We start from the raw sequence: 24535 nt of genomic DNA on the forward strand, positions 1-24535 counted from the left end.
GCAGGTGAAGTTCGCGTGTAACTCCGTTAGGCTGCTGGTCAGCGCGTTGATGCTGACGGGGTAAAGCGCTCTAAACCGCCGTTTCGCCTCACATTTCAAGGCCACACACTCAAGGTAGTAGCTATGCCCGAATCGCGTCGCTTGGCCCAGGTTGTTCGCAGGTGTTCGTCATGGTTGTCGCTGGCCGCAGTGTGTGTGGTGTTCACCAGTTGCTCGGTCGGCGCGGCGCCGTTTCAAGCCAGCCTTGTGGATGCGCAGGGCAAACCACTCGAAGGCGCGGTGATCACGCTGCAAGGCCCTACCGAGGCGGCCTTGCCGGCCCAGACGGGGATCATGGACCAAGTGCAGAAACAGTTCGCGCCATCTGTGCTCGCGGTTCACACCAGTACCAAGGTCACCTTTCCCAACAGCGACAACATTCGCCACCACGTCTATTCGTTCTCGCCGGCCAAGCGCTTCGAGCTGCGTTTGTACGAGGGCACGCCGTCCGAGCCGATCACTTTCGACAAACCCGGCGTGGTGGTGCTGGGCTGCAATATTCACGACTGGATGGTCGGCTACATCTATGTCACCGATGACCCCTGGTTTGCCGCCAGCGACGCCGCCGGCAAGGTGCGCCTCGACCTGCCTGCCGGCCATTACAACGTCACGCTCTGGCACCCTAAAGCGCCCGATTTATTGCCGCAAAAGGGCGGCGAGCTGACCCTCGGCGAGACCGGCAACACCCAGCAATATGCGCTAAACGTGGGCGCCGCGGCAGATACGCCGGTGGCCGCGCCGGCACCGAAACCGTCGGCATTTGGCAACGCATTCAAGAAGGCCGCGAGTGAAACTCAGCAATAGCTTCCAATCGCGCATTGCCGGTGTCCTGATCCTGCTGTTGTTGGTGGTGATCGGCACGCTGTACTTCGCCGTAAAAGTGGCCACCGCCGAAGCGGTTAAAAAACAGGCTGGAGAACAGCTCGAAGTTGGCGTGCGCGTGTTCGAGCGGTTGATGGACATGCGCAGCCGGCAAATTCAAGACGCTGTGCAGGTGCTGTCTTCCGACTTTGGCTTCAAAGACGCAGTGGCCAGCGGCGATAACGCCACCATCCGCTCCGTGCTGGCCAATCACGGAGGGCGCATCGATGCCACCGAAGTGCTGCTGCTCGGCCTGGACGGCACCATCACGGCCACCGCCAGCAAGCCTGGCAGCGCCGGCCCAGACCCGTTTCCCGAAGGCGCGCTGTTTCGCTACGCCAGTGAACTGGCCGAGGCGCGGCGTAACGGGCAGTCGGCGCTAATCGTGTCGATCAACCACGAGCCGCATCTATTGGTTGAAACCCAGATTCTGGCGCCCATTCCGATCGCCCGTGTGGTCATGGGCTTTCGCATGGACGAAGCGCTGGCGGCGGAGCTGCGCGCGCTGACCAACCTCGATGTGTCGTTCCTGGCCATTGAAGACGGTTCCCCCGGCCGCCTGATCAGCACACTGAGTGCGGCCCAGGAAACCGAAATGATGTCGTCGAACCTGCAGCTGGAACGCACCACCACGCTGAAGGAATTCGAGTTTTCCGGGCAGCGGTACCTGAACGAACAACTGGTGCTCGCCACCGGCAGCCATTACCAAGTGCAAGCCTTTTTGCACAGTTCGCTGGACCAGGCGCTGGTCGCCTTCAAGCCGCTGGACCAGCGCGTGCTGCTGATTGCCGTGTGTGCGCTGATCGCTTCGCTGGCCGGTGCCTTGTTGCTGGCCCGGAGTATTTCGCGCCCGGTTCGTGAACTGGCGCGGGTGGCCGAGCGAGTCGGGCAGGGCGACTACCAAGGCACCCTGGATTTACAACGTGGCGATGAACTGGGTGTGCTGGCCAAAACCTTTCAGCAAATGCAAACCGACCTCGCCGAGCGCGAACGGCAACTGGCATATAACGCCCTGCACGATGGGCTGACCGGCCTGCCCAATCGCACCCTGGCCATCGAACGGCTCGGCAGTTCGATCACCGCCGAGCGTCCGGTGGCGTTGCTGAACCTGGGCATCGCTAATTTCCGCTCGGTGAATGAAACCTGTGGCGCTGGCGGCAGTGACCTGGCCTTGCAGCAAGTCAGTCGCCGCCTGCAAGCCATACTGCGCCCCGGCGACAGCCTGGCGCGGCTATTGGCCGACGAGTTTCTGTTGATGGTCGATGGCAGCGACCGCGACAGCGCGGTGGCCACCGCCGACCAGTTGCAACAGTTGCTGATCAAGCCCTTGCGGGTCGGCAGCCATGACATCGCCCTCGATTGCGCCATCGGCATCGCCGTTTATCCAACTGATGGCGCCACGCCAGATGAGCTGCTGCGCCGCGCCAACCTCGCCATGCGCGACGCCGCCACCGCGCCGGGCCGCTTGCAGCTGTACCAGCACGGCCGCGAAGACGACCACGAGCGGCAAATCAACCTGATTCGCGACCTGCGCCGGGCGGCCGCTGCCGGCGAGCTGGTGCTGCATTACCAACCCAAGCTCAACATCAAAGAGGGCCACGTGCGCCAGGCCGAAGCCCTGTTGCGCTGGCAGCATCCGCAATACGGCATGGTCTCGCCAGGCGAATTCATTCCCTTGGCCGAGCGCACCGGCAGTATTCAGGGCCTCACCGCGTGGGTGATTGAAGACGTGCTGCGGCAACTGCGGGAGTGGAATCAGCGCGGGCTGCGGGTATTGATGTCGCTGAATATCTCTGCCGAAGACCTGCACGACATCGGCCTTGCCACGCGCGTCAGCCGCTTGTTGACGCAATATGGCGTGCCGGCCGAGCAACTGATTTTCGAAATCACCGAAAGCGCCGTCATGGCCAACCCCGACATTGCCCTGAAAGTGCTGCACAGCCTGCGCGCCTGCGGCATCAGCTTGTCGGTCGACGATTTCGGCACTGGCTATTCCTCGCTTGCCCAGCTCAAACGCATGCCGGTACAGGAACTGAAGATCGATCAGTCGTTTGTGCGCGAACTGGATGACGCCAGCGAAGACTCAGTCATCGTTCGCTCCACCATCGAAATGAGCCACAGCCTGGGCCTGAAAGTGGTGGCCGAAGGCGTGGAATTCGAGCGCAGCCTGCGCCTGCTGCAAACATGGAAATGCGACACCGCCCAGGGCTATCTGATCAGCCGGCCGCTCACGGCCAGCGCGTTTGAATCCTGGGTCGCGCAGCCATTGCACGCCAACCTGGCGATGGCGCATTAGATCTGCACAGGGACGACCCGATGACTAAAACCTTGAGCGCGCTGACCCTGGGGCTCAGCCTGACGTTCAGCACCAGCCTGGTGCTGGCCGACAACGGCCGTCTGCTCGCCACCGGCGGTGCCAGCAGCATCGACGGCGCGGCCGGCGGCGGCATTACGCCCTGGGCCGTGCTGGCCGGCTATGGCGAACAGGGCGAGTGGGGCGGCAATGCCTTCGTCACCCGCGTAGAAACCGGCGACTACCGACTCGATGTGGCGGGCGGCGCGGTGTCGTACGGCAACCGCGTCGAGCTCTCCTACGCCCGCCAACGCTTTGATCTGGGCACGTTGGCCCGCGACCTGAACCTGCCGGAAAACACCCTGAGCCAAGACATTTTCGGCCTCAAGATTCGCCTGTTCGGCGACCTGATTTACGACCAGTTGCCGCAGGTTTCCCTGGGCATCGAACACAAACGGCAGAAAGACTTTCTGGTGCCCAGCCTGGTTGGCGCCACCCGCGACGAAGACACCGAAAGCTACATCACCGCCAGTCGCCTGTTTCTTGGCGGCGCGTTTGGCTACAACCTGCTGGTTAACGGCGGCCTGCGCTACAGCCGGGCGAACGAGTTGGGCTTGCTGGGCTTTGGCGGCGACCGGCGCGACGAGCGCAGCGTGCTTAAAGAAGGATCGGTCGCGGTGCTGTTCAACCCCCGTTGGGCGATGGGCGTGGAATACCGGGAGAAACCCGACAACCTGTCCTTCGCCGGCGAAAGCGATTGGGCAGACGTGTTTATCGGTTACTTCCCCAACAAGCACGTTTCCGTGGTGCTGGCGTACGCCCGCCTGGGCGAGATCGCCACGCTGGATAACCAGGACGGCGCTTACTTGTCCATCCAGGGGAGCTTCTGAACATGCGCCTGCTACTCAGCCTGATGCTGGTGCTGCTCGCCGCCTGCGCCCAGCAACCGCCCAACGATGACAGCCTTTATCGCCAACTCGGTGAGCGCGAAGGCATTACTCGCATCGTCGAAGGCATGTTGCTCAACATCGCCAAAGACCCGCGCATCGTCGAGCACTTCGCCAACGTCGATATCGAGCGCCTGCGCGACAAGCTGGTCGAGCAGTTCTGCGTGCAAGCCGGCGGCCCGTGTACCTACACCGGCGACACCATGGAAGAAAGCCACAAAGGCCAGAACCTGACCCGCAGCGACTTCAACGCCCTGGTTGAAGACCTGCAAGACGCCATGACTGCCGAGGGCGTGCCGCAGCCGGCACAGAATCGGTTGCTGGCGCGGCTGGCAGCGATGCGGGGGCAGGTGATTGAGCGGTAGGGCGAGATTGGCGTGAAAACCCTCTCCCCTAGCCCCTCTCCCGCAAGCGGGCAGAGGGGAATGGACCGTGTGAAGCGTGCTTCTGCGAAAGGTCCGCGTCGTACGCCGATCCGCTCCCTCTGCCCGCTTGCGGGAGAGGGCTGGGGAGAGGGTTTGTAGGAGCGACCTTGGTCGCGAACCCTGGAAACGCTGGTCGCCGAGGTCTGCAGGGTTCGCTAGCCAGCTAGCTCCTACAGGGCATCGCATCATCATTAGCCGAAGTTCCCGCCCCCGGAGTTTTCAACAAAAACTCCAGAGTTTTTAATAAGAACCCCGTCGCACTAAGCCTCTACATTCCGTGCTCCGCTTTTTCGCCCCTACTGTCCGAATGTTCACATTGCCCGGGGGCTTGCACTAAACCCAATAAAGCGTCGAGCGTTTCCTACGGACGGATGCCGTACTGGTTTTCATCGCCGGGCCTGGCCCGTGCGATGTTTGCGACAGGTGCCACAAGCGCCGTCGGGTTGCACAGCAATTGAAAAAACCAACGCCGAAGGCGGGCTATCCCCAGCTTTCGCATAACAACAAATAAGAGAGACCTTCTTATGACTGCCAGCACTCCCATGCTGATCACCTTTGTGGTGTACATCGCCGCCATGGTCATGATCGGCCTGTTCGCCTACCTGCGTACCAAAAACCTCTCCGACTACATTCTCGGCGGCCGTAGCCTCGGCAGTTTCGTTACGGCGCTGTCTGCTGGTGCGTCCGACATGTCTGGCTGGCTGCTCATGGGCCTGCCTGGCGCGGTGTACATGTCCGGCCTGTCGGAAAGCTGGATCGCCATCGGCCTGATCATCGGTGCCTACCTGAACTGGCTGTTTGTCGCCGGTCGTCTGCGTGTTCAGACCGAACACAATGGCAACGCCCTGACCCTGCCGGACTACTTCACCAACCGCTTCGAAGACACCAGCAAGGTGCTGCGCATTTTCTCGGCGCTGGTCATTCTGCTGTTCTTCACCATCTATTGCGCTTCGGGCGTGGTAGCCGGTGCGCGTCTGTTTGAAAGCACCTTTGGCATGAGCTACGAAACGGCGCTTTGGGCCGGTGCTGTGGCCACCATCGCCTACACCTTCATCGGTGGTTTCCTGGCCGTGAGCTGGACCGACACCGTGCAGGCGTCGCTGATGATCTTCGCCCTGATCCTCACGCCCATCGTGGTCATGCTGGCTACCGGTGGTATCGACCCCACCTTCGCCGCCATCGAGCTGAAAGACTCCACCAGCTTCGACATGCTCAAAGGCGCGAGCTTTATTGGCGTGATTTCGCTGATGGGCTGGGGCCTGGGCTATTTCGGTCAGCCGCACATTCTGGCGCGCTTCATGGCCGCCGACTCGGTGAAGTCGATTGCCGCTGCGCGCCGAATTTCCATGACCTGGATGGTGCTGTGCCTGGGCGGCGCGGTCGCCGTGGGCTTCTTCGGTATCGCTTATTTCTCGGCGCACCCGGAAGTCGCTGGTGCCGTCACCGAGAACCCGGAGCGCGTGTTTATCGAACTGGCAAAAATCCTGTTCAACCCGTGGGTGGCCGGTGTGCTGCTGTCGGCCATCCTGGCGGCAGTGATGAGCACCTTGAGCTGCCAGTTGCTGGTGTGCTCCAGCGCCCTGACCGAAGACTTTTACAAATCCTTCCTGCGTAAAGACGCCTCGCAAGTGGAGCTGGTCTGGGTCGGCCGCGCCATGGTGCTGCTGGTGGCTGTCGTGGCCATCGTCATCGCGGCTAACCCGGAAAGCAAAGTATTGGGCCTGGTTTCCTACGCTTGGGCCGGCTTCGGCGCCGCGTTCGGGCCGGTGGTGCTGATTTCCCTGACCTGGAAAAACATGACTCGCAACGGCGCGCTCGCCGGCATGTTGGTCGGTGCGCTGACCGTGATCCTGTGGAAAAACTTCCTCAACGATCTGGGCCTGTACGAAATCATTCCGGGCTTCATCTTCGCCTCCATCGCCATTCTGGTGTTCAGCAAGATTGGCCAAGGCCCGACGCCGACTATGCTGGCGCGCTTTGAAAAGGCCGAGCAGGAATATCAGGACGCCTGATCACGTTTTTAGTGCTTTTTGCCGGCTCTTCATGAGCCGGTTTTTTTTGCCCGCGTTTTACGTCGACGCCTCCGCGAGTCGAGGCGCTGACCGGTTTAGGAGAGGCTTTAGCCTCGATTCTTTCAGGCGACGCCGAAGCCTGCCTGAAGCCCCGTCGCCCCAAGCCCGATCAGCAACTTAGAACACATTTATCTAAAACTCTCAGGCCCTAAGCCGGTCTGCTTCAGTAGCGCAGTGAAAGCGCGCCCCCTTCATCCCCAACGGAAACCCGGTAAGGACTATGTGCGGAATATCTGGAGAGTTACGTTTCAACAATCGCCCCGCCGACCTCGCAGCGGTCGAGCGCATTACCCATCACCTCGCCCCGCGAGGCCCCGATGCCCACGGCTTTCATAGCCAGGGTTCGATCGCGTTGGGCCACCGGCGGCTGAAAATCATGGACCTGGAGGAAGCCTCCGGCCAGCCGATGATCGACAGCCAACTGGGCCTGTCGATGGTCTTCAACGGCGCCATTTACAACTACCCGGAGCTGCGCACTGAGCTGCAAGCGCTGGGCTATCAGTTTTTCTCCGACGGCGATACCGAGGTGTTGCTCAAGGGCTACCACGCGTGGGGCGCTGATCTGCTGCCCAAGCTCAACGGCATGTTCGCCTTCGCCATCTGGGAGCGCGACAAGCGCGAGCTGTTCATCGCCCGCGACCGCCTGGGCATCAAGCCGCTGTACTTGTCGCACACCGCCGAGCGCCTGCGTTTCGCCTCGACCTTGCCAGCCTTGCTGCAAGGCGGCGATATCGACAAAACCCTCGACCCGGTTGCGCTCAACCACTACCTGAACTTCCACGCCGTGGTGCCGGCGCCACGCACGCTGCTGGCCAATGTCAGCAAGCTGCCGCCCGCTACCTGGCTGCGTATCGACGCCAACGGTAAAACCACCCAGCAAACCTGGTGGACCCTGAACTACGGCGCCGCTGCAGATGAGCAGAGCTATGGCCTGACGGAATGGCGCGACCTGACGCTGGACAGCCTGCGCGAAGCCGTGGCCATTCGCCAACGCGCTGCCGTGGATGTGGGCGTGTTGCTCTCCGGTGGCGTCGATTCCAGCTTGCTGGTGGGCCTGCTGCGTGAAGTGGGCGTGGAAAACCTGTCGACCTTCTCGATTGGTTTTCAGGATGCCGGCGGTGAGCGCGGCGACGAATTTCAATATTCAGACCTGATCGCCCAGCACTACGGCACCCGCCATCACCAGCTGCGCATTGATGAGCGCGAAATCATCGAGCAACTGCCGGCCGCCTTTCGCGCCATGAGCGAGCCGATGGTCAGCCACGACTGCATCGCCTTTTACCTGTTGTCCCGCGAAGTGGCCAAGCACTGCAAGGTGGTGCAGAGCGGGCAGGGCGCCGATGAGCTGTTCGCCGGTTACCACTGGTACCCGCTGGTGGACGGCGCGGCCGACCCGTATGCCGCTTATCGCGCGGCCTTTCTGGACCGCACCTACGACGAATACCGCGACACCGTGCAACCCGCCTGGCTGACCGGTGACTGCGCCGGCGATTACGTGCGCGAGCACTTCCAGCGCCCCGGCGCACAGGCTGCCGTGGACAAAGCACTGCGCCTGGACAGCACCGTGATGCTGGTCGACGACCCGGTTAAACGCGTGGACAACATGACCATGGCCTGGGGGCTGGAAGCGCGTACGCCGTTTCTGGATTACCGCCTGGTGGAATTGTCGGCCCGCATTCCGGGGCGCTTCAAGCTGCCCGATGGCGGCAAGCAAGTGCTCAAGGAAGCGGCTCGGTTGGTGATTCCAGCGGCCGTTATTGATCGGCCGAAGGGCTATTTCCCGGTGCCGGGCCTCAAGCATCTGGAAGGCAACACGCTCGGTTGGGTGCGCGACCTGCTGCTGGACCCCAGCCAGGACCGTGGCTTGTTCAACCCCACCATGCTGGATCAATTACTCACCGACCCTCAGGGCCAACTGACCCCGCTGCGCGGCTCCAAGCTGTGGCAGCTGGCGGCTCTGAACCTGTGGTTAAGCGAACAGGGCCTGTAACGGGCCCGCGTTTGCGATGTTTTTCAGACGGTCTGTTTTGCAAGGGAATTTTTGTTGATGAAAGGCTATGCCTACAGCCAGCGCCTGTTGCGCGGCCAACCGCCGTCCTATGAGCGCTTGCAGGCGCGTTTTGCCGAAGACGGTGATATGAACCCGCATCCGCCCCAAGCCCTGCACTGCGGCTGGGGTCGGATTCTGATTGGGCATACCTATCCAACGCCCGAACTGCTGGCCAGCGATCTGCTGAACGAAAAGCCCGGCGAGCGTGATATCGCCTTGTACGTGTCGGCGCCGCATCAGGTATTGGCGCAGGCGCCGCAAGGGTTGTTCCTCGACCCCTCCGACACCCTGCGCCTGTGGTTCACCGACTACCGCCAGGCGCGCCGTGGTTTTCGCGGGTTCAACGTGCGTCGCGCGCAGAGCGTGGAAGACTGGCAAGCGCTGAACAACCTCTACCAGGAACGCGGCATGTTGCCGGTCGACCCGGAGCGCCTGACGCCGCGTGAGGAAGGCGGGCCGGAATACTGGCTGGCCGAAGACGCCGACAGCGGCATGATCATCGGCGGCATGATGGGCCTCAACCACCGAAAAGCCTTCAACGACCCCGACAACGGCTGCAGCCTCTGGTGCCTGGCCGTGTCGCCGCGCTGCACGCGACCGGGCGTGGGCGAGGTGCTGGTGCGCCACCTCATCGAGCATTTTATGAGCCGGGGCCTGAGCTACCTCGACTTGTCGGTGCTGCACGACAACCATCAAGCCAAGCGCCTGTACGCCAAGCTGGGTTTCCGCGACCTGGCCACCTTTACGCTCAAGCGCAAAAACGGCATCAACGAAACCCTGTTTCTTGGCCCTGGGCCTGAAGCGGAGCTCAACCCGTACGCCAAGATCATCGTCGACGAAGCCCGTCGTCGCGGCATCGAGGTGCAGGTGGATGACGCCGAGGCTGGCTTGTTCACCCTCAGCCAGGGCGGGCGGCGCATTCGTTGCCGCGAGTCCCTGAGCGATTTGACCAGCGCCGTGAGCATGACCCTGTGCCAAGACAAAGTGCTAACCCACCGCGCCTTGCGCCGTGTGGGGCTGGAGTTGCCGGCCCAGCAGTTGGCCGGCGAGCCTGAAGAGAACGCCGACTTTCTCGCCGAGCATGGCCGCGTGGTGGTCAAGCCTGTGGATGGCGAGCAGGGCAAGGGTGTGGCCATCGACCTGCGCAGCGACGAAGAAGTCGAGGCCGCCATCAAGCGCGCCAAGGCGTTCGATAACCGCGTGCTGCTGGAAAGTTTTCACGAGGGCGCCGACCTGCGCATTCTGGTGATCGGCTTTGAAGTGGTGGCCGCTGCTATCCGCCGTCCGGCTGAAGTGATTGGTGACGGACGCCACAGCATCGGCGCCCTGATCGAAGCGCAAAGCCGCCGTCGCCAAGCGGCCACAGGCGGCGAAAGCCGCATTCCGCTGGATGAAGAAACCCACCGCACCCTGCGCGCCGCCGGTTTCGACTACGACAGCGTGTTGCCCGCCGGCCAACGGTTGGCGGTGCGGCGCACTGCTAACCTGCACACGGGCGGCACCCTGGAAGACGTGACCGAGATTCTTCATCCGGTGCTTGCCGATGCCGCCGTGCGCGCGGCGCGGGCGCTGGATATTCCCGTGGTCGGCCTCGACCTGCTGGTGCCGGCAGCCGACCAGCCCGAGTACGTGTTTATCGAAGCGAACGAGCGCGCCGGCCTGGCCAACCACCAACCGCAGCCGACGGCAGAACGGTTTATCGACCTGCTGTTTCCGCTTAGCCAGACCGCTGGCTGATCCTCCGTCGTCCCCGCGCACGCGGGGATTCAGCAAATGGGTTGGCGCGGCCTTCGCGTCACACCCTGCCATTCTGGATTCCCGCCTGCGCGGGAATGACGTCATTCATAGAAGGAGACCTGAATGAAAAAAGTCCCCGAACCCGACCTCGACTACCTGCGCCGCGTGCTGCTGGAAATGCTCGCCATTCCCAGCCCTACCGGCTTTACCGACACCATCGTGCGCTACGTGGCCGAACGCCTGGAAGAACTCGGCATTCCGTTCGAGCTGACCCGCCGCGGCACCATTCGCGCCACCATCAAGGGCAAACAGAACAGCCCCGACCGCGCCGTATCCACTCACCTGGACACCATCGGCGCCATCGTTCGCCAGGTACAAGACAACGGCCGTCTGGGCCTGGCGCCGGTGGGCTGCTGGTCAAGCCGGTTCGCCGAAGGCAGCCGCGTCAGCGTGTTCACCGAAACCGGTGTATTCCGGGGCAGCGTGCTGCCGCTGATGGCCTCGGGGCATGCGTTCAACACCGCCATCGACCAAATGCCGATCAGTTGGGACCATGTTGAACTGCGCCTGGACGCTTACAGCAGCACCCGCGCGGACTGCGAGTCGCTGGGCATTAATGTGGGTGACTTCGTGGCATTCGATCCGCTGCCCGAGTTCACCGAGAGCGGCCATATCAGCGCCCGCCATCTGGACGACAAGGCCGGCACCGCCGCCTTGCTGACCGCGCTCAAAGGGTTGGTCGAAAGCGGCATCGAGCCGGCCATAGACTGCCACCCGCTGTTCACCATCACCGAGGAAGTGGGCTCGGGCGCCGCCGGGGCGTTGCATTGGGATGTGAGCGAGTTCGTCGGCATCGACATTGCGCCGGTAGCGCCGGGGCAACAGTCCAGCGAGCACACCGTGAGTGTGGCCATGCAGGATTCCGGCGGGCCGTACGACTATCACCTGTCGCGCCACCTGCTGCGCCTGGCGGAAAAGAACGAAGTGCCTGTGCGCCGCGACCTGTTTCGCTACTACCACAGTGACGCGCAATCGGCCGTTGCGGCGGGCCACGACACCCGCACGGCTCTGCTAGCCTTTGGCTGTGACGCCACCCACGGCTACGAACGCACCCATATCGACAGCCTGGCGGGCCTCAGTCGTTTGCTCAGCGCCTACATCTTGAGCCCGCCGGTATTTGCCAGCGATGCCAAGCCGGGCGGCCAGTCGCTGGAGAATTTCAGCCACCAGATCGAGCACGACGCGCAGATGGAAAGCGACACCCGGGTGCCGACGGTAGAGAGCGTGTTGAACGCGCGTGAAAACGACACTTGAAGGGCGGCCGGCATAGAGGCAAAGTGCCAGACAAACAAGAGTGGAGCGATCTGACAGCTCTGCCGGATATTTATCAGAGGTTTACGGATGCCTCGTGTTTGTTTGGTCTTGCTGCTGTGCCTGTTCGCTGGAGGCTCCTGGGCCAGCGTACGCTCGCTTGCCCCCCTTAACGCCGATGACCTGCGCCTGTCGCTGGCGCCCTACATCGGCTATTTCGAAGACCCGAAGGGTATTCTCAGCCTTGAGCAGGTGCTGGCGCTTCCCGACGAGGAATTCGCAGGCGCGCGCAGCGACCACGTCAACCTCGGTAAAAACGGTTCGGTGTGGTGGTTCAAGGTTAGGTTGCTGAACAGCCGGCCCCATGATCTGGCCGGCTACCTGGAAATCAATTACCCACTGCTCGACCACATTCAGCTGTACCTGCAAACGCCCGACGGCAAACTGACTGAGCAAGAAAGCGGCGACCGCTTTGCCTTTTCCCAGCGCCCGGTGCAGGTGCGCAATTTCTGGTTTCCCATGGCCCTGCCGCAAGGGCAGAGCACGCTGATTCTGCGCATCGAAAGCACCAGCACGTTATTTGTGCCGATGTTTTTCAGCACCTACAGCGCCAGTGCCGCCGCCCAAGAAAACCTCATGGGCGTGAACGGCGCTTTTTACGGCGTGCTGTTCGCGATGTTCTGCTACAACCTGTTCCTGTTCTTTTCCCTGCGCGAGCGGGCGTACTTCTGGTACCTGGTTTACAACCTCAACATCGGTCTGTTCGCCGCCAGCTTCGACGGCATGCTGTTCAAACTGATGCCTAACTTGATCGAGCTGCAGTCGGTGAGCATCTACGTGCTGATGTTCCTGCACAGCTTCAGCGCCACCCAATTCAGCCGCCATTTTCTGCACACCGCCCAGTTCTCGCCGCGCCTGGACCGAGGCCTGCAATACCTGATGGCGCTAATCTTGTGTTGCATGGCCTCGGTGGCGGTGATCGGCCTGCAAGCCTGGAACATTCTGGCCAGCCTCACGGTGCTGTCGGTGTCGTTTATTTTGTTGGTCAGCGGCGTGTACATCTGGCGCCAAGGCCTGCGCTACGGCTCGTACTACATTCTGGCGTGGGGCATCTTGCTGACCTCGTTTATCGTCGCCACCAGCGGCTCGCTGGGCATCGAAATCTTCGGTATTTACGGCGGCACGATGGTCAAGGTCGGCGTCACCATCGAGTTGATCACGCTCTCCATCGGCCTTGCCGACCGCATCAACCTGCTCAAAGAAGAAGGCTTCCGTTCGCGCCAGGCGGCGGCCAAGTCGGAAATTGAAAACCAGGCCAAGAGCCGCTTTCTGGCCAAGATGAGCCATGAGATTCGCACGCCGCTCAACGGCGTTCTGGGCATGTTGCAGTTGCTTAAAGGCACCTCGCTGGATCGCAGCCAGCGTTTTTATGTGGACACCATCGCCAGCTCCGGCAGCTCGCTGATGGCGGTGATCAACGACATCCTCGACTACGCCCGGATCGAATCCGGCAAGCTGAGCCTGGAGAACATTGAGTTCGACCTCGAAGTGCTGATTTCCGACACCCTCACGCTGTTCACCGCCCAGGCGCTGGAAAAAAACCTGCGCCTGTACGTGAGCCTGGAAACCGGCGTGCCGCAGCGCATCAAAGGCGACCCCACGCGGCTGAAACAGGTGCTGATGAACCTGCTGAGCAACGCCCTGAAGTTCACCGCCCAAGGGCATGTGGCCGTCAGCGTGTGCCGGCGCAATAACAGCCTGGGCGATCCGCACTTGATCTTCGCCGTGAGCGACAGCGGCATCGGTATTTCCGGCGATGCGCAAACGCAATTGTTCGAATCGTTCTCCCAAGGCGACTCCAGCACCACGCGCCGTTACGGCGGCAGCGGCCTGGGCCTGGCCATCAGCAAAGAGCTGGTGGAAATGATGGGCGGCCATATAGAAGTGCAAAGCACGCCGGGGCAGGGCACGCGCCTGGCATTCGACATTGCCCTGCAAGAAGGTGAGCGCAACGACGATCAACTGCGCAGCATGCTTAAAGGCAAAACCGCGCTGATTACCTCGCTCGACGGCTTGGGCCTCGATGCCCTGAGTCGCTTGCTGGAGCGCTGGGGCATGCGCACCGAACGCTGCCAGAACCCGGAAAAATTACAGGCGTATCTGGACGACTTTGCCGTTACGCCGTTGCTGATTCTGATGGCGCCGTGGCCCGGCAGCGTTGTGCATTGGCTCGACGCCCTGCGCCCGCGCCTGGAAAAGGGCCAACGCATTCTGCTGCTGTGCCCGCCCGAACAATGCCAGCTGTTGCCGCCGAGCAAGGGCCTGCGCTTGCTCAACCTCGCCCAACCGTTGGCCATTACGCCGCTGCGCGAAGCGCTGCTGGAGTTCTACCAGGAACGGCGCAGCGAACACCGCCCGCCGCGTGACGAGCAAACGGGCAGTAGCGCCTGCATTCTGGTGGTGGAAGACAACCCGGTGAATCAACTGGTGGTGCAGGGCCTGCTGAAAAAGCGCGGCTACGTCGTGCGCGTGGTCGCCAATGGCGTTGAGGCCGTTAAAGACTACAGCCGCGACCCCAGCGCCGTGCACTTGGTGTTGATGGACTGCGAGATGCCGGAAATGGACGGCTTCGAAGCCACGCAGCAAATCCGTCGGCTGGAGAAGCAACAGAACCTGCGGGCCGTGCCCATCGTTGCGCTGACCGCGCATATTCTCGACGAGCACCGCGAGCATGGCGCCCAGGTGGGCATGGACGACTTCCTGAGCAAACCGTTGGACTGTCAGGTGCTGTACGACACCCTGGATCGTTTTCTGGTCGCCAGAGAGCAAACCCCAGCCAGCGAAGAAATTTCGCCGTCTTAATGGGACGGCGTGGAGTGGGTTAACATCGCCGGGCTTTCTGGAGAAGTGCCATGTTGATCCCGCAAGAACTGCTCGAACCCGAAACCCTCACGCGCCTGATCGAAGATTTCGTCACCCGTGACGGCACCGACAATGGCGACGAAACCCCGCTCGACACCCGCGTCGCCCGCGTGCGCCGCGCCCTGGACAAAGGCGAGGCGGTAATTGTGTTCGACGTGGAAAGTGAACAGTGCCAGCTCGCCATGAAGCGCGACGTGCCGAAGGAATGGCTGGAGGAGTGAGCAGAACCCCATTCAGCTCTTGTAGGAGCCAGCTTGCTGGCGAAGCTGCGGAATTTTTAGAGCTTCGCCAGCAAGCTGGCTCCTACAGGATGCAATTCAGGACGGAATCGCGCGCGGCCCCAGCAAGATAATCAACGCGCCCACCACACAAAACGCCGCGCCAATCCAATCGGTGCTCAACGGCCGCGCCCGTTCCACCACACCCAACCAAAATAACGACGCCACCACGTAGATGCCGCCGTACGCCGCATAGGCGCGCCCGGCGTACGCCGCTTCCACGCGGGTGAGCAGCAACGCAAACAGCACCAGGCTGATAAGCCCCGGCGCAATCCACCAGGCACTTTTGCCCATGCGCAGCCACGACCAAAACGCGTAGCAGCCGGCAATTTCAAACAGCGCGGCGAGGAAGAACCATAGGTAATTGAGCATGCAAATGCGGCCTTGGCGAGGTTAACTGTGCAACGCGCCTTCGCGTTCCCAGGCGCAGCGAACCAGTAGGCCGCCGCTGTCTTGCGGACTATGAAAACCCTGTTCCGATTCCCAGCGAAAGGTGTGGCTGCCGCTCAGTTCGGTTTCCAGGTGCACCACTGCGCTGCCCCAGTACAAGCGCTTGAGCAGCGCTTCGAACTGCTCGACCCACAAACTCCATTCGTATTCGATGGCCCGGTAGCTGGCGCCGAAATGGATGACTTGCGTCTGGTACAAGCCTTCGCCGAGCTGTGGGCAAAACGAAAACATGTCGCGCCCAATAAACGGCCAGGCATCGCCGCTGGGCAGGGCTCGCAGTTCACGCCTGTTGATCGCACGACGCACACGCGCCTGCTCTGGATCCGTCGACGGCCAGTCGCGGATGCAGCCATAGACGATGGATTCAGACTCCAAGCGGGTACTCCAGACAGCAGGAAAATAGGGCGCCGCAGATATTACCAGCGGGTAGGTGTCAGGGGCAGCGGCAAATGCTTGGGGCCTAAGAGCATCGTGGCTAATCGGAAAGCCGCCCGGCCGCTCCCACAAAACACGAAACCTGTAGGAGCGGCTTTAGCCGCGATGGTTTTGAATCCAATCAAACCTTTAGCCCTGCGTTGGGCTCGCCACACACTGCGTGCCCGCGCGTAAATACGGTTGCAGCGTCGGCGCCATGCCTTTGAGCACTTGCACCGGCAACGCCGAGGTAAAGCGGAAGCCTTCCGCCGCGCGGCCGGGCACGAACGCGGTGAGCGTGCCGAAGTGGTTGTCGCCCAGGTAAAACACAAACGTGGCGGTGCGGTTCAAGGAGCGGGAGCTGAGAATTCGCCCGCCCGCGCCGACACTTTCGATGCGGTTGTCGCCCGTGCCGGTTTTGCCGCCCAGGGTCATGGCGCTGCCGTCGTCGAGGGTGAAGCTGCCGTTCAAGCGTCGCGCGGTGCCCTTGGCCACCACTTGCGCCAAGGCGCCGCGCAAGGCCGCCGCGACTTCGCTGGAGAGCACGCGCTTGCCTTGATCGGGGTTGGTGCTCAGCTGCGTTTCGTAAGGCGTGCCGGCGGCAAAATGCAGGCCGTCGATGCGCACGGTGGGCTGGCGAATACCGTCGTTGAGGATGATGCCCATCAATTCCGCCAACGCAGCGGGGCGATCACCCGAACTGCCGATGGCGGTGGCCAGCGATGGCACCAAATGGTCGAACGGGTAGCCCACGCGCTGCCAGCGCTGGTGAATGTCCAGAAACGCTTCCACCTCCAACATGATGCGAATGCGGCTGTCGCGCGCGCTTTTGTGCCGGCTCTTGAACAGCCAGCCGTACACTTCCTGGCGCTGGCTGTTGCTGGCGGTCACCGCCTCGTTAAAGCTGGCCTGTGGGTGTTGCAGCAAGTAGCCCAGCAGCCACAGTTCCAGCGGGTGCACGCGGGCGACATAGCCTTGGTCTGGCAGGCTGTAGGCGCCGGGGCCGTATTTTTCATACAGCTCGTGAACGCGTGCCGGCCCGACTTTTTCGGCCACCAGATGCGCGTTGATAAAGGTGCCAAAGGTGGCTTCGTCGACATCCGGCATCAGGTAACGGTGCACCGCCGCCAAGCGCGACGCGGTGGGGTGCATGCCGTCGAGAAAGGTGTCGAGCCGTTCAGTGGCGTTCTTGCCTTGGTACTTGCGCCAGAAACGCAGCAAAAACACGGTGCCTTCGTGGTCGGCAAAACGCTGCAGATAGTCCTGGCGCCGGGGGTCGTGATCGTCTTTGAGCAATTGCGCGCTGCTATTGCTGGCTTGGTAGGTGCTGTAGCGCACCACGTCGCGCATCAGGCGAATGAACGGCAGGTTGATCGACTCTTGCAGCGACTCACGCATGGTCGGAATACGGCCGTTGTCTTCGCGGCGGAAGTTGTTGAAGTGGTGCAGCCCGCCACCGGTAAAAAAGCGCTCGCCCGGGTTGGCCGAATAGCGCCGCTCCAGCGCAGCGTTGAGCATGGCGCTGAGGCTGGGGTCGTTGCCGGCGGCCAGGTAGTCAACGGCCCAGCGCGTCAAATAATCCTGCTCCGGCACTTCGACTTTGCGCAGCTGCGCCGGCGTCTGGCCAACGAAGCGGCGGTGCAGCTCATCGATGATTTCCAGGTAGGTGGTCAGTACCCGCAGCTTGGCGGTGGAGCCCAATTCCAGCTTGCTGCCTTCGTTGATGTCGAACGGCTGGTCGGTGCTGTCGGTTTGCACCCGTACCCGTGAACCGTCCGGCGTGCGCTCGAACAGGGTGAAGCTGTAACGCACCGCTTGCGTGGTTTGCGCGGTGAGCAAATGTTCGCCGAGCAGGCCCGCCTGGGCGGCGAAGGCGGGGTCGGCCAGGCGCTGCAAATAATCGCTGGCGGCTTGCTGCAGTTGGCCATTCAGGGTGGTGGTGGCGGCGAGGTCGAGGCGGTCGAGGTCGTACAGCGGTTTATTCAGCAGGCTCGACAAGCGACTGCGCGCCACGCTGATGCCTTTGTTGCTTTCCACCATTTGCACGCCGGGCTGCGCGTTGAGGTCGCGCCAGGTGGCGGTGCTGGCCAAGGCGGCATCGCGCAGGGCCGGGTCGATGACGCCACCGCTGGCCAAAATGCGGATATGGCTGTCGGTCAGCGTCGCCAACTGGCTGTGGCCTTGGGCCAGGTAATAAGAAGGGCGGCGCTGGGCGATCATCAGCGACAACACCTGGCGCAGGGCCAAACCGCGTTGCGCCACGTCGGCGCTGGCATCGCTCAGCAGGCGGTTAACCTCGGCGAAGTCGGCGCCATACCAAACCCGCAGGCCATCGGCCATGCCATGCACCTCGCCATACCCCGGCGCCGCCGAGAGCGGCACGCTGTTGAGGTAGTCACGCACAATGTTTTGCCGGGCGGGCAAGGTCTGCGGCCCGTTCTGGTAAGCGCGCACGCTGGCCGAGGCCATTTGCTTGAGCTTGTCGACGCCCGAGAGGGTCAGGCCATCAGGAGAGTGGCGGTACTTTTCCAGTTGCGTGGCCAAGGTGCTGCCGCCGGCGGATTGGCCTTGAACGTCGAGTTTTTTGCCGACCTGGGTGATGGCTGCCATCACGAACCGGGGCCAGTCCACAGCCGGGTTGCTCAGCGGTTGCTGCGGGTCGAGCAGGTAGCGGTTTTCGATGAACAACAGGCTGTTGACCACCAGCGGCGGAATGTCGTTGAAGCTGCCGTACAGCTGCTGCGGGTAGGTGAAGCTGTACAGCGGCGCGCCTCGGCAATCGGCGATGGCCAGGCCGCTTTGCAGTTTTTCGGGGTAGGGAATAAACAGGCCGTGGCGGCTGTATTCCATCAGCGCGGGGGAAAACCGGGTTTGCTGCTGGATGAGGTAATCGCGTTTTTGCAGGCGCTCGAGCATCTCTGGCAAATAGGCGTAGCCCAGGCGTTTGTCGAACGGTCCGAATTCGGGGTAGCGGATGGCGTTGCTCGGGCCTTCAGCCAATTCATAGGTGAGCGTGGCGGCGTAGCGGCTCAGTTCGCGCGATTGAAACTTGGCGGTGGTGGTTTCGTCGTAAGCCAGCCAGGCGCCAGCGACCACCAGCAACAACAGCGTTAACCAGAAGGTTCTCCGCACCGCCCGGCGCCAAGGGGAGCGGGGTGGCGGACGTTTTGCGTTGGGCAAAGGGGAGGAAGTCAGGCCGGGCACCGTTTGCTCAGCCGAATTACTGTTCGATTGCCACAATGCGCCCATATCAATATTGGCCTTGGCTCTGCGTTGCTCTGCATGGGTAAAGCGTAGACGCTGTTGTCGGCAGCAAAATGCGGTTAACGTTTCCGCGCGTCTTTTTTCTCTTTTCTTCGAGCGCCACCATGCAACGCGATCATCGAGAACAGCTCAATTTCAGCTGGCAGGCCAACGCCGACGCCTGGACTGCCGCGGTGCGCGAACAACGCATCGAAAGCCGACGGCTGGTTACTGACGCCGCCATCGTGCGCGCCATTTTGGCCTGCGAGCCCAAGCGCGTGCTGGACATCGGCTGCGGTGAAGGTTGGTTGTGCCGCGGCTTGATGGCCCATGGCATCGAGGCGGTGGGCGTGGATGCCTCGGTGCCGCTGATCGAAACGGCGCGAGCCATTTGCTCCGGGCAATACCGCGTATGCGGTTACGCCGACCTCGAAGCGCAGGCGCCGCTGTTGGGCAAGTTCGACGTCCTGGTGTGCAACTTTGCGTTGCTCGACGAACCGCTAGCACCGGTGCTGAATGCCTTGCACAGCCTGATCGCACCGGGCGGCGTGTTGCTGATTCAAACCATCCACCCGTGGAGCTCGCGGGGCGAAGGGCAGTATCAGGACGGTTGGCGCGTCGAGCATTTCGAAGGGTTTGGCGAGGGCTTTGCCGAACCCATGCCGTGGTTCTTCCGCACCCTGGAGTCGTGGCTGACGCTGCTGGCCGAAACCAATTGGCGCTTGCAGTGGCTGCAAGAGCCGCTGCATCCGGAAAGTGAACAACCGGTGTCGTTGCTGCTCTTACTGAAATCCGGGCTCCGATCTGAGCCCAGATAAGTCGAGCCCACGTCAACCGAGCCAGCCACGGATGCCTCCATGAATCTACTGCTTAACATCGACGTTCCCGACCTCGAAGCGGGTATCGCCTTTTACACCCAAGCGTTCGGCGTGCACCTCAAGCGCTACCTGTTCGACGGCCAGGTGGCGGAACTGCTGGGTGGCCCGGTGCCGATCTACCTGCTCGCCAACCCCACCGGCAGCCAACCGTGCCGAGGCGCCGCGCGCCAGTACCAACGGCACTGGACGCCGGTGCACGTCGACATCGTGGTTGATGATCTGGCCGCCGCCTGCGAACGCGCCATTGCCGCCGGGGCGAAAAACGAAACGCCGATCCGCCACGAAGCCTGGTGCAGCATCGCCACCTTTGCCGACCCGTTCGGCCATGGCTTCTGCCTGATGCAATGGAACGGCGACGGCTATGGCGAAGTGGAAAGTGCCGCTCCATCGCACTGCGCCTTGTAGGAGCCAGCTTGCCGGCGAAGCTGTTGGTTTCCAGGATTCGCCAGCAAGCTGGCTCCTACGAAAAACAGAACAAAAAATTGGATAAGGAACACCCCATGCACACCGTTCAACTCGCCAACCAAACCCTTCCGGCCATTGGCCAAGGCACCTGGCGCATGGGCGAGCGCGCCAGCGAACACAAGGCCGAAGTGGCCGCCCTGCGCCTGGGCGTGGAGCTGGGCATGCGCCTGATCGACACCGCTGAAATGTACGGCGAAGGTGGCGCGGAAAACGTGGTGGGTGATGCCCTGCAAGGCATTCGCGATCAGGTGTATCTGGTCAGCAAGGTGTACCCGCACAACGCCAGCCGCCGTGGTGCCATCGAAGCCTGCGAACGCAGCCTGAAGCGCCTGCGCACCGACACCCTCGACCTCTACTTATTGCACTGGCGCGGTCAGTACCCGCTGGAAGAAACCGTCGAGGCATTCGAGCAACTGCGTGAGCAAGGCAAAATTCGCGACTGGGGTGTGTCCAATTTCGACCTCGACGACATGCTCGAACTGAACAACCGCGCCTGCGCCGCCAACCAAGTGCTTTACAGCCTGGAGCAGCGTGGTGTCGGCTTTGATTTGCTGCCTTGGTGTCAGCAGCAGCACATGCCGCTCATGGCCTATTGCCCGATTGGGCAGGGCGGTCGGATGTTGGCCGATGTGACGCTGAACCAGATCGCCGAACGCCGTGGTGTCGGCGCGGCGCAGGTGGCCTTGGCCTGGCTGGTGCAGCAAGGCGGCGTGATGGCGATTCCCAAAGCGGTGACGCCGAGCCACGTGCGCGCCAATGCCGCTGCCCTTGAACTGACCCTGGACGCCGCCGACCTGCGCCTGCTCGACGGCGTGTTCCCGCCGCCGACGCGCAAGCAACCCCTGGCCATGGTGTAACGCCCAATGCTCAAGCGCCGAGGTGTGACGCTCAGCCTGGTTACCTGTGCAATTGCCGTGGCGCTCAGCGCGGCGGTGCTGGTGACGGCGCCGTTGCCCGTGCAAAAACTGCACAACGCCGTGTTCGACCAATACCAGCGCTGGCAGCCGCGCGCGTATAACAACGCGCCCGTGCGCATTATCGATATCGACGAAGCCAGCCTGGCGCGCCTGGGCCAATGGCCGTGGCCGCGCACACGGGTGGCCGAACTGGTGAGCAAACTGCGCGAAGCCGGCACGGCTGCCATTGTGTTCGACGTGCTGTTTGCCGAGCCGGACCGCACCTCGCCGTCCTCACTTCTAAAAGACCAGGGCCTGGACGACGGGCTGATCAGCCAACTGCAAGCCTTGCCCGACCACGACGCGCAACTGGCCAACGCGCTAACCGGCAGCAATGTGGTGCTCGGTTTTGCCACCGAACGGCGCGGTGCTGGCGGCGAATTACCCCTGAGCCGCTTTGGTCTGGTTACTGCCGGGCAAGCGCCGCTGCCGTTTCTGCCGACCTACGCCTCGGCGGTGCGCGCCTTGCCGGCGCTGGAACAAGCGGCGGCCGGCACCGGCGCCCTAACGTTTGAACCCGACACCGATGGCGTGGTGCGCAAAGTGCCGTTGCTGCTGGCGCTCGGCGAGCAAGTGCGACCGTCGCTGGTGGCCGAAGCCTTGCGCGTGGCGCAGCGGGCGGGCATGTACCGGGTGCGGGCCGGCGAGGCGGGTGTGGAGCAAATCGACATCGGCCGCGTGCAAATTCCGACCAACCGGCGTGGCGAATTCTGGGTGCATTTCACCGAGCCGCAGGCGGCGCGGACCATCCCCGTCTGGCAAGTGTTGGCGGGGCAGGCGCCGGAAGGTTTGGCCGGCAGCATCGCCTTGATCGGCACTTCCGCCCAGGGCCTGCAAGACCTGCGCTTCAGCCCGCTGGGCGGCATCATTCCGGGCGTTGAAGTACACGCGCAGGCGCTGGAGCAAATTCTCAGCGGCGAGTTTTTACAGCGGCCGGGCTGGGCGGTGGCGGTCGAAGCGCTGGTGCTGGTGATCGGCAGCGTGCTGGTGGCGCTGTTGGCGCTGCGCCTGCCCGCGCTGGTGGCGGCCGGGCTGACGGTGTTGTTGATCGGCGCGGCCAATGGCGTCAGTTGGTACGCCTTCAGCGAGCACCGCGTGCTGCTTGATCTGTTCACTCCCGGCATTGGTCTGGCACTGGTTTACAGCGTGGCGAGCATCAGTCACCACGTTGCCAGTGAACGGGAACAGCGCTGGGTGCGCGAGGCGTTCTCACGCTACGTGTCGCCCAATCTGGTTAAGCACCTGGTCGATAACCCCGGCCAACTGACCCTCGGCGGCAAACGTCAGGTGTGCAGTTTTGTTTTTACCGACCTCACCGGTTTTACCGAAATGATGGAGCGGCAAAGCCCGGAAGCGGTGGTGAGCCTGCTCAACGATTACCTGGAAGAGGTGATCGGCATCGCCTTTCGCCACGACGGCACGCTCGACCGTATTGTTGGCGATGCCGTGGCCATTATGTTTTCGGCGCCGCTGCCACAAGCCGACCATGCCCAGCGGGCGTTGAACTGCGCGTTGGAAATCGACCGCTTTGCGCAGGGCTATGTCTCGCAGCTGCAAGCGTGCGGCACCGCCTTCGGCCAAACCCGTATCGGCGTGCACAGCGGGGAAGTGGTGGTGGGTAATTTCGGTGGCTCAACCATTTTCGACTACCGCGCCCTGGGCGACCCGGTGAACACCACCTCGCGCCTGGAAAGCCTCAACCAGCACCTCGGCACGCGGGTGTGTGTGTCGGCCGCCATTGCCCGCAGCAATCCGGGCGTGCCGATGCGCGCGGTCGGCAAGGTGCAGCTCAAGGGCAAGTCGGCGGCAGTGGAAGTGTTCGAGCCGTTAAGCGCGGCGGACGATGCCTACGACGCCGCCTACGTGTTGCTGATGGCCGGCGATGCCGGCGCGCTGGCGGCATTCGCGGCGCTGCATGAGCAACGCCCGAATGATGGCTTGGTGCAGTTTCACTGGCAGCGGTTGCTGGCGGGGGAGCAGGGCGATGCGTTTGCCATGAACCGCAAATGAGCTAGCGGACGATTATTTCCACGCGCCGGTTGCGCGGTTCGGGAGTGTCGTCCGGCGTTTTGATCAGCAAATTGCTTTCGCCGTGGGACGTGACCACCAACTCGATCACCTCAATGCGTTCCTTCTTGAACATCTCGGCAATCGCCGTGGCGCGCTTGAGGCCGATTTGCTCATTCCACCTGCTCTTGCCTTCGGTGTCCGTGTGGCCGATCACCGACACCGCCGACGGCCCGCGCTCGCGCAACGTGCTGAGCACGCTCTGGAATTCGGCTTTCGATTCTTTGGTGAGGTTGGCTGTGCCGGAATCAAAGTACAGGCGGAAGGTGATTGGCAGGGCTGGCTGCGCGCCCAGCGCAGCGGAGAAATCTTGCTGCACGCGCGGTGGCTCGACGGCAAAGGTGTTGACGGTTTTGCCATCGAGCGCCACGGCGTTGAGCTTCTTATCGACACGGGTGCTGCCGTTGGCCGTTTGCACAACGATGGCGCCGGTGGTGCCGTCCGGGCTTTCCATTAACACCACATACGACTTCGACGTGGCGCAGCCAGTCGCGCACACGGCCAACAGCAAAACGGCAAGGCCGCGAATCAGATACCCAGGCATGAACAGACTCAGTCCACCTTCACCAGAAAATGGGTGCCGCGCACGCCGATGGTGCCGGTGGGGGTGTTGATCTCCACGGCTTCGGGTTTGAGCTTGGCAATCACACCCGAAATGTAATTGAGCGTGCCGTGGGTAATTTTGGCGCTGAGCTTGAGCGCTTGCTCACTGGGCTCGTACTGGAACGCATCGAAACTCAGCTGGCTGTTGGGGCCGAACGACATCAGCGTGTTGTCTTCCAGCGTTACGCCCAACGAGCCGTTGGCGCCGGTTTTAATCGAGCTGCCAACAAAAACTGGCATTCCGACCTTGGCGGGCTGCGGCTTACCGTCGACAATGACGGCCGCTTCACCTTCGGTTTTCATTACATAACCAATGGCTTTGCTAGCGGCAGGCTGCGTCGACGGCTCGTCGGCGGCGTGCAGCCACGACGAAAAAAACAGTGGCGCAAGCAAACCGCATAACCATAGGCTGGTTTTTTTTGGCACAAACATACTAGTCTCCCTGATGACCCGAATTCTTGGGCTCAAAACCCTCTGAGCAAGCTGGGTAGAACGGTGCGAAATGTGTGACGTCGTATTGTCGC

19 protein-coding genes are annotated in these 24535 nt (G+C 62.3%); 14 read left to right on the top strand and 5 right to left on the bottom strand.

Translation table 11 applies throughout. The annotated features are described in order from the left end of the window. Window positions 1-198 precede the first annotated feature (198 nt). The 10 genes from ACZZ0Q_RS06680 to ACZZ0Q_RS06725 all read left to right on the top strand — a co-directional run bounded on the left by ACZZ0Q_RS06680 (window position 199) and on the right by ACZZ0Q_RS06725 (window position 14878). Window positions 199-843, top strand: coding sequence for a methylamine utilization protein (locus ACZZ0Q_RS06680; RefSeq protein ID WP_463542223.1), 645 nt, complete (start codon window positions 199-201; stop codon window positions 841-843). Beyond that, the gene (locus ACZZ0Q_RS06685; protein WP_463539655.1) at window positions 827-3196 is read left to right on the top strand and encodes a putative bifunctional diguanylate cyclase/phosphodiesterase; all 2370 of its coding nucleotides are present in this window, start codon (window positions 827-829) and stop codon (window positions 3194-3196) included. The genes ACZZ0Q_RS06680 and ACZZ0Q_RS06685 overlap by 17 nt, the downstream gene beginning before the upstream one ends. Before the next feature lie 20 nt (window positions 3197-3216). Next, a complete protein-coding gene (locus ACZZ0Q_RS06690; RefSeq protein WP_463539654.1) occupies window positions 3217-4083 on the top strand; it encodes a DUF3034 family protein in 867 nt (288 codons plus the stop codon). Window positions 4084-4085: 2 nt separating this feature from the next. After that, window positions 4086-4505 (top strand): group I truncated hemoglobin, encoded by a 420-nt coding sequence (locus ACZZ0Q_RS06695; protein WP_463539653.1) that lies wholly within the window; start codon window positions 4086-4088, stop codon window positions 4503-4505. Window positions 4506-5089: 584 nt separating this feature from the next. Continuing rightward, complete coding sequence (putP, locus tag ACZZ0Q_RS06700; RefSeq protein WP_463539652.1) at window positions 5090-6577, top strand: sodium/proline symporter PutP; 1488 nt, start codon at window positions 5090-5092, stop codon at window positions 6575-6577. A gap of 280 nt (window positions 6578-6857) precedes the next feature. After that, on the top strand, window positions 6858-8627 hold the full coding sequence (locus tag ACZZ0Q_RS06705; protein ID WP_463539651.1) for an N-acetylglutaminylglutamine amidotransferase: 1770 nt from the start codon (window positions 6858-6860) through the stop codon (window positions 8625-8627). Window positions 8628-8684: 57 nt separating this feature from the next. Continuing rightward, entirely contained in the window at window positions 8685-10424 is a 1740-nt protein-coding gene (gene ngg, locus ACZZ0Q_RS06710) for an N-acetylglutaminylglutamine synthetase (RefSeq protein ID WP_463539650.1), read from the top strand. A 123-nt stretch (window positions 10425-10547) separates the two neighbouring features. Further along, window positions 10548-11738 (top strand): osmoprotectant NAGGN system M42 family peptidase, encoded by a 1191-nt coding sequence (locus ACZZ0Q_RS06715; RefSeq protein WP_463560388.1) that lies wholly within the window; start codon window positions 10548-10550, stop codon window positions 11736-11738. A gap of 87 nt (window positions 11739-11825) precedes the next feature. Next, a complete protein-coding gene (locus ACZZ0Q_RS06720) occupies window positions 11826-14597 on the top strand; it encodes a 7TM diverse intracellular signaling domain-containing protein (RefSeq protein ID WP_463560390.1) in 2772 nt (923 codons plus the stop codon). Between the two features lie 50 nt (window positions 14598-14647). Beyond that, window positions 14648-14878 carry a YheU family protein gene (locus tag ACZZ0Q_RS06725; protein ID WP_463539649.1) on the top strand — a complete coding sequence of 77 codons (231 nt, stop codon included), beginning with the start codon at window positions 14648-14650 and terminating at the stop codon, window positions 14876-14878. Between the two features lie 96 nt (window positions 14879-14974). On the opposite strand, the gene ACZZ0Q_RS06730 is transcribed toward ACZZ0Q_RS06725, so the two are convergent. The 3 genes from ACZZ0Q_RS06730 to ACZZ0Q_RS06740 all read right to left on the bottom strand — a co-directional run bounded on the left by ACZZ0Q_RS06730 (window position 14975) and on the right by ACZZ0Q_RS06740 (window position 19048). Next, window positions 14975-15307: a YnfA family protein gene (locus ACZZ0Q_RS06730; protein WP_122493805.1), complete on the bottom strand. Its 333-nt coding sequence runs from the start codon at window positions 15305-15307 to the stop codon at window positions 14975-14977. Window positions 15308-15328: 21 nt separating this feature from the next. Continuing rightward, window positions 15329-15760, bottom strand: coding sequence for a hypothetical protein (locus tag ACZZ0Q_RS06735; protein WP_122493804.1), 432 nt, complete (start codon window positions 15758-15760; stop codon window positions 15329-15331). Window positions 15761-15949: 189 nt separating this feature from the next. Continuing rightward, the gene (locus tag ACZZ0Q_RS06740; protein WP_463560391.1) at window positions 15950-19048 is read right to left on the bottom strand and encodes a transglycosylase domain-containing protein; all 3099 of its coding nucleotides are present in this window, start codon (window positions 19046-19048) and stop codon (window positions 15950-15952) included. Window positions 19049-19167: 119 nt separating this feature from the next. Here ACZZ0Q_RS06740 and ACZZ0Q_RS06745 point away from each other — a divergent pair, with 119 nt between their 5' ends. The 4 genes from ACZZ0Q_RS06745 (at window position 19168) to ACZZ0Q_RS06760 (ending at window position 23351) form a co-directional block, all read left to right on the top strand. Further along, window positions 19168-19860, top strand: coding sequence for a class I SAM-dependent methyltransferase (locus ACZZ0Q_RS06745; protein WP_463539648.1), 693 nt, complete (start codon window positions 19168-19170; stop codon window positions 19858-19860). A 39-nt stretch (window positions 19861-19899) separates the two neighbouring features. Then, window positions 19900-20325 (top strand): VOC family protein, encoded by a 426-nt coding sequence (locus tag ACZZ0Q_RS06750; protein WP_463539647.1) that lies wholly within the window; start codon window positions 19900-19902, stop codon window positions 20323-20325. Window positions 20326-20420: 95 nt separating this feature from the next. Beyond that, entirely contained in the window at window positions 20421-21242 is an 822-nt protein-coding gene (locus tag ACZZ0Q_RS06755) for an aldo/keto reductase (protein WP_463539646.1), read from the top strand. 6 nt (window positions 21243-21248) lie between these two features. Then, complete coding sequence (locus ACZZ0Q_RS06760) at window positions 21249-23351, top strand: CHASE2 domain-containing protein (RefSeq protein WP_463539645.1); 2103 nt, start codon at window positions 21249-21251, stop codon at window positions 23349-23351. A gap of 1 nt (window position 23352) precedes the next feature. On the opposite strand, the gene ACZZ0Q_RS06765 is transcribed toward ACZZ0Q_RS06760, so the two are convergent. After that, window positions 23353-23952, bottom strand: coding sequence for an OmpA family protein (locus tag ACZZ0Q_RS06765; RefSeq protein WP_463539644.1), 600 nt, complete (start codon window positions 23950-23952; stop codon window positions 23353-23355). Between the two features lie 8 nt (window positions 23953-23960). Further along, a complete protein-coding gene (locus ACZZ0Q_RS06770; protein WP_463560393.1) occupies window positions 23961-24443 on the bottom strand; it encodes a FecR family protein in 483 nt (160 codons plus the stop codon). Window positions 24444-24535 lie beyond the last annotated feature (92 nt).

Source organism: Pseudomonas sp. AC070 (assembly GCF_979258635.1).

Coding starts and splice junctions, on each gene's coding strand:
- ACZZ0Q_RS06690 (WP_463539654.1), top strand. CDS start 3,217: ATGACTAAAACCTTGAGCGCGCTGACCCTGGGGCTCAGCCTGACGTTC.
- ACZZ0Q_RS06695 (WP_463539653.1), top strand. CDS start 4,086: ATGCGCCTGCTACTCAGCCTGATGCTGGTGCTGCTCGCCGCCTGCGCC.
- putP (WP_463539652.1), top strand. CDS start 5,090: ATGACTGCCAGCACTCCCATGCTGATCACCTTTGTGGTGTACATCGCC.
- ACZZ0Q_RS06705 (WP_463539651.1), top strand. CDS start 6,858: ATGTGCGGAATATCTGGAGAGTTACGTTTCAACAATCGCCCCGCCGAC.
- ngg (WP_463539650.1), top strand. CDS start 8,685: ATGAAAGGCTATGCCTACAGCCAGCGCCTGTTGCGCGGCCAACCGCCG.
- ACZZ0Q_RS06715 (WP_463560388.1), top strand. CDS start 10,548: ATGAAAAAAGTCCCCGAACCCGACCTCGACTACCTGCGCCGCGTGCTG.
- ACZZ0Q_RS06720 (WP_463560390.1), top strand. CDS start 11,826: ATGCCTCGTGTTTGTTTGGTCTTGCTGCTGTGCCTGTTCGCTGGAGGC.
- ACZZ0Q_RS06725 (WP_463539649.1), top strand. CDS start 14,648: ATGTTGATCCCGCAAGAACTGCTCGAACCCGAAACCCTCACGCGCCTG.
- ACZZ0Q_RS06730 (WP_122493805.1), bottom strand. CDS start 15,307: ATGCTCAATTACCTATGGTTCTTCCTCGCCGCGCTGTTTGAAATTGCC.
- ACZZ0Q_RS06740 (WP_463560391.1), bottom strand. CDS start 19,048: ATGGGCGCATTGTGGCAATCGAACAGTAATTCGGCTGAGCAAACGGTG.
- ACZZ0Q_RS06745 (WP_463539648.1), top strand. CDS start 19,168: ATGCAACGCGATCATCGAGAACAGCTCAATTTCAGCTGGCAGGCCAAC.
- ACZZ0Q_RS06750 (WP_463539647.1), top strand. CDS start 19,900: ATGAATCTACTGCTTAACATCGACGTTCCCGACCTCGAAGCGGGTATC.
- ACZZ0Q_RS06755 (WP_463539646.1), top strand. CDS start 20,421: ATGCACACCGTTCAACTCGCCAACCAAACCCTTCCGGCCATTGGCCAA.
- ACZZ0Q_RS06760 (WP_463539645.1), top strand. CDS start 21,249: ATGCTCAAGCGCCGAGGTGTGACGCTCAGCCTGGTTACCTGTGCAATT.
- ACZZ0Q_RS06765 (WP_463539644.1), bottom strand. CDS start 23,952: ATGCCTGGGTATCTGATTCGCGGCCTTGCCGTTTTGCTGTTGGCCGTG.
- ACZZ0Q_RS06770 (WP_463560393.1), bottom strand. CDS start 24,443: ATGTTTGTGCCAAAAAAAACCAGCCTATGGTTATGCGGTTTGCTTGCG.